This window comes from Blautia sp. TF10-30 (assembly GCF_003481245.1).
GTDB classification, from domain to species: Bacteria; Bacillota; Clostridia; order Lachnospirales; family Lachnospiraceae; genus Fusicatenibacter; species Fusicatenibacter saccharivorans.
This window is the reverse complement of sequence record NZ_QUKM01000029.1, coordinates 1-5,304: the sequence shown is the minus strand read 5'-3', so window position 1 is coordinate 5,304 and position 5,304 is coordinate 1. Positions and strand designations below refer to the sequence as shown.

General features: G+C 44.1%; 4 protein-coding genes. All 4 read left to right on the top strand.

Features of this window, described 5'->3' with window-relative positions:
- Positions 1–232 precede the first annotated feature (232 nt).
- The 4 genes from DXD02_RS15175 (at position 233) to DXD02_RS15160 (ending at position 4,625) form a co-directional block, all read left to right on the top strand.
- Positions 233–535, top strand: coding sequence for a DUF6017 domain-containing protein (locus DXD02_RS15175; protein ID WP_330378103.1), 303 nt, complete (start codon positions 233–235; stop codon positions 533–535).
- Positions 536–648: 113 nt separating this feature from the next.
- A complete protein-coding gene (locus DXD02_RS15170) occupies positions 649–1,818 on the top strand; it encodes a leucine-rich repeat protein (protein ID WP_158580170.1) in 1,170 nt (389 codons plus the stop codon).
- Positions 1,819–2,018: 200 nt separating this feature from the next.
- Positions 2,019–2,348, top strand: a complete 330-nt coding sequence (locus DXD02_RS15165) for a hypothetical protein (protein ID WP_117812925.1) — start codon at positions 2,019–2,021, stop codon at positions 2,346–2,348.
- A gap of 99 nt (positions 2,349–2,447) precedes the next feature.
- Entirely contained in the window at positions 2,448–4,625 is a 2,178-nt protein-coding gene (locus DXD02_RS15160; protein WP_158580171.1) for an Ig-like domain-containing protein, read from the top strand.
- The last annotated feature ends 679 nt before the right edge of the window (positions 4,626–5,304 follow it).

Sequence of the window (5,304 nt, the reverse complement as noted above, 5' to 3'; positions counted from 1 at the left end):
GGCAAGTTCTTTTTCGGTTCCAAGATAGCAGCATTGAATTTCAGAAAACTCTTCAACTATGTGAAGGGTTTAGGACATTACGCTCAAAATCCGGTACTTGTATAAAATCAAGGAAGGGAATACCAGCGTATATCCGAAGAAATCCGGTATTACACTACAAAATATGAATTTTTCAAGGTGCTATAGAAATAGAGGACAAAGTTATTTATGGTTTTGACCCTAACATCATAATATAAAGCGGGGAACAAAAAGAGATGGGATGGATATGATGGATCGGATATCTGCCTACCGGGAACTGATTCGGAAAAATATTGATTACGAGAACTACCCGCCGATCTATAACAAGCAGGAAGTGGATGAACTGATCGATCTGATTGTAGAAACCCTAATGCTGCCGCCGGATGCAGGAACAATTCGGATTGGAGGAAAGGAACGTCCTGTTTCGATTGTAAAAAGCATGTTCCTGAAGCTGGATAAAGATCACATCTGTTATATCCTGAAGTGCCTGCACAATACGGAAAAGAAAAAAGAGTAAAAATGGCCGTATCAAAAAAACAGCCAGCGAAAAAAAGGCAGAAAAAGAAAAGCAGCTTGTGGATCATAGCGTTGATTGCTGTTATTTTGCTGATTCTTGTTGGAGTCGTATTTTTGGTACTGCCAAAATTTCGAAAAGAAGCTGCACCGGAAAAACCGGAAACGATCAAGGTGGAAGCTGCAGAGAAAAGCTATGCTGCCGGAAGTCGGCTTTCAGAAAAAAATTTCCGCGTATACGGAATATCCGGGAAACAGAAACAGCTTCTGGATGCAGATACATACAGCGTGTCACCGGCTAAAGTGCCGGCACATGGTCACGGTGTTACCGTAGAGGTTTCCTCCAAGGCATATCCGGACATCAAGGCAGAGATCACAGTGCTTATTGACCGTGATGAAAGTGTCCGGTACAAAATTGGCAGGGAAAATCCAGATGATGTGGAAGCCGTCCTGTATTCCAACGGGGATCTGGAAATAACCGGAAAAGGAAGCGTCCGGAATTTCAAATCAGATTCTGCGCCGTGGAAGAAAGATTCCGTTCAACGGCTGACCTGGATTGATCCGGAGGCTGAAGTGGAGAGCATGGACTACTGGTTTACAGGAAATGACGAATACCTGGAAACATTGTGCCGCATTCCGGACACAGTGAGAAGCATGGTGGAAACATTCAAAAATGCCACAGCGATGACCAGTATGCCGGATATGTCTGGTGCGGTCCGGCTGGAAGATATTACATCCTGCGCAGAAGGGTGTACTGCACTGGAAAAGGCCATGGAACTTCCGGGAAATATAAAACAGGCAAAAAAAGCATTTTACGGTGATACGGCGCTGATCGATGGAGCCGATACAACAGCCTGTATGCAGTTGGAGAACATGGATTCTATGTATTACGGCTGTGTGGCCCTGGCATCTGTCCAGATTCCGGACAGTGCGAAGGAACTCTCGAATATCTGCAATGGCTGCGTCAACCTGAAAGAAGTGCATATCCCATCAGCTGCACAGAAAATGAACAGCAGTTTTTTCGGATGTACCGCACTGGAATCCATAACCGGTGAAATCCCATCTTCCTGTACGGATAGCGGGAACCTGTTTTCCGGCTGTAAGTTCCTGAGTGGAACACTTACCGTTTTCTGTACATCCAAGACAACCCTTTCAAGCTCGTTTTCGGACGCTGCAACGGCTGGAACAGGATTAACGATCAAATTTTACGGTACGATGCAGAAAAATCGCAGGAAACGGCAAATACGGGCTTCTACGGGGGAACAAAAAGTGCGGATGAAATCCTGAACGCATTGAAGGCATCCATGGAAGCCGCATTCAGCAGCGGAAGCCATATTACAATAACAACAAATGCAGATAAAACAGAGGGGTGATTAGAATGTAATAAAAATGCAATATGAAAAATAGCAAAAGACTCTTGTAATTACGGAATTGGAAAGGTAATATGATAATATGATTCCAAAAAATGAAAAAGGGGGAGAAACCATATGGACATGAAAGAGCTTCGAAAAAATGCAGAAAAAGTAATAGCAGAACGTTTTCCGAATTTCAATTTTTCCACACTGGACTGGGGAGAGCTTGATCCATTCTATCTGGAGCATCCGGAAGAAATACCGATTGAGCATGAGTTTATTGGCTACCGGCAGGATGGTGATGTAGCGGAAGATTACCAGGGAAATCTGTATCTGGTTCTTTGTGATCCAGGAATCCACCCGATCGGAAGTGTATGCATGGAACAGTCCGAACTGGACGATGCCGTAAAACTTGGAAAACGGGAAGATTATACCGGGGAACTTCTGGAAGAAATTCCGGAGTAAAAAGTGAAATAACAAAACAAGGAATCCCGTGTCAAACGTTGACATGGAATTCAAACAGAAAAATCGGTGTCAATGTTTGACACGGACGGAGGAAAAAGTATGAGAAAAAGAATCGCAATGGTACTTCTTGGCCTGAGCCTGGCAGTAGGTACACCGGCCGCAACAAATATGTTCCCAACAGTTTCTGCCCAGACAGTACAGGCAGCTGGAAAAACCGGATGGACGCAGGAGTCCGGAACCTGGTATTTTTATAAAGACGGTGTAAAACAGACCGGCTGGCAGACCTGGGACGGAAAAAAATATTATCTGAATGCAGACGGAACCATGAAAGCAAATGAGTGGATGATTGATACGGATGGATCGGTTTACTACTTCCGCAGCTGGGGTGGAGCTTACCTGAACTGCAAGGCAAGAATCAACGGCAGAAGTTATACATTCGGTGCAGACAGTAAGGTACAGGGTTCCCAGTGGGTTGTAAAAGGTGGAAAATGGTATCTGGTGAAAGACGGAAAAATTGCAACGGGCTGGCAGACCTGGGATGGAAATAAATACTACATGAATAGTGATGGAAGTATGCGCTCCAATGAGTGGAGACTGGATGATACAGGGAAAATCCGCTATCTGTGCAGCTGGGGCGGCGCATATAAGAACAGATCTGCCAAAATCAACGGACGCTCCTACACTTTTGATGGTAATGCTAATGTAACCAACATGCAGTGGATCGTGATGGATGGACAGTGGAAACTGGCAAAAGATGGAAAAATTGCAACGGGCTGGCAGACCTGGGACAATAACCGTTACTATCTGAACGCAGACGGAACCATGAAAGCAAATGAATCTTTCACGGACGGGGGAAAAACCTATTTCTTCTGCAGCTGGGGCGGAGCTTATAAAAACTGCTGGCAGACCTGGAACGGAAAAAAATATTACCTGCATGATAACGGTGCAGCCTATCAGAATGAGTGGCTGAAAACCGGAGGAAAATGGTACTGGTTCCAGGCAGACAGCACCATGGCAGTGAACACAAGCTTTACATACAAAGATAACCTGTATTTTGTGGACGGAAACGGAGTTATGCTTTCCGGATGCTGGAAAGAAGAAAACGGAGCAAAATACTATATCCGGAGCTGGGGCGGAGCCTGCAAGGATATGCAGATGAAAATTTCCGGAAAGACATATTATTTCCGATCAGACTGTAAGATGGTAACGGATCAGACGGTAAACGGAAATTACTACGGAAAAGACGGTGCGCTTACAACAAAACCGGAAGCGAAACCAACAGAGACACCAAAGCCAACGGAAACGCCAAAGCCAACGGAAACGCCAAAGCCAACGGAAACGCCAAAGCCGACAGAGACACCGAAGCCGACAGAGACACCGAAGCCGACAGAGACACCGAAGCCAACAGAGACACCGAAGCCAACAGAGACACCAGCAGAAACCGTTTATGCAACAAGCGTAACAATTACACCGAACAGTAATCTGGAATTAACTGAAGTTGGACAGACACTGCAGCTGGCCGCAACCGTATATCCGGAAAATGCAACCAACAAAGCGGTAAAATGGACTTCGGATGATCCGGAAGTAGCAAGTGTAGATGAAAATGGACTTGTAACGGTTCATAAAAAAAATGGTATGCGAAAAGTTATTATCTCAGCTGATGCAATGGGATCTAAGCCAAACGGAGGTGTTGTTGGAAGATACGTAGAAGTAAAAATTAATATCCCATACACCAACGAAGAGGCTCTTGGAATGACCGTTTACGATCAGGAAGTTTCCAGAAAGATTTTCGATCTGGTAAATGAAGAACGTGTCAAAGAAGGACACGCAGCCATGATCTGGGATGATAAGCATTGTTATCCGAGAAGCGTTGCCGCTGCCGGATACCATATCATGAGATCAATCACACAGCCAGGATACGGAACTTCTGATAATCTGGCCCTGCATGGTGGCAGACAGAACGGCTGCGGCGGTGGTCTGTCATATACAGATTCCGATGATCTTGCCCGCCAGATCTTCAACCTTTGGATGTCCTCTCCAGGTCATAAAGCAAACCAGATGGATGATTATAATGCATATGGAGCAATCGCTGTAATGTATGGACAACCGCAGGAGTATAACGGAAGAAAAATTGTGAATTTCTCAGCTGTATTCTCATTTGCAAATCAGGATCTTGACTTTCCAGCTACTTGGGAACATATGGACGATGGTATGAGTGATGTACTCGGCATGACAGAAAACGATTATTATCAGATTACAAACTACTTTATTCGATAAAAAAGAATCCCCTCTCGTAGACGAATCGCGAGAGGGGATTTGTATGTCGAAGAGGTAGTAAAATAGTCGATGATATGCTATACTGAATCTAATCAGATCAGAACGTGATAGGGATAGTCTGATGGTTGTCCTTTCTGGAAACAGAAAGGGGGTAATGCCAATGAATACAATGGAAGTGTTGACGCTTTTACTTGTTGTTTTTGCGGCGTTATCTTACATAAACTTCCACCGCAAGTAGAAAGAAAGCTATTCCCTACCGCAAATAGGGGATAGCCTATGTCTCTTGTTGCTCTTTGTAATAATTTAGATTGTTTCAGAAAGGCAACCACCGACACTGGTATATCCTTGATTGCTTCTGATTTGATTATAAGCTGCCGGACGAAAAAAGTCAAGCAGCATGGGGGATGCGCAGAGTTTTGTGTATTCCTTTTTGTTGAAAAAATAGAATATTCTGTCTGGACTTGTTGTTTTTGCTAAGAAGTCAAGGTAACGTTTATGAAGCGATATTTCAGAGACGTTACCTTTTTTATAAAAAAATCTGTGGTTTTAGACGATAAAAATGTCATCTTTTTTGAGAAAATGTCATGTTCTTATATGAAACCAAGCAATCAGTGTGCCGTTTCCTTTCTGCATGAGCAGTGTGCCAACTGTCCGTAGCAGGATCAATGCAAGCCGAAGA

Coding starts and splice junctions, on each gene's coding strand:
- DXD02_RS15165 (WP_117812925.1), top strand. CDS start 2,019: ATGGACATGAAAGAGCTTCGAAAAAATGCAGAAAAAGTAATAGCAGAA.
- DXD02_RS15160 (WP_158580171.1), top strand. CDS start 2,448: ATGAGAAAAAGAATCGCAATGGTACTTCTTGGCCTGAGCCTGGCAGTA.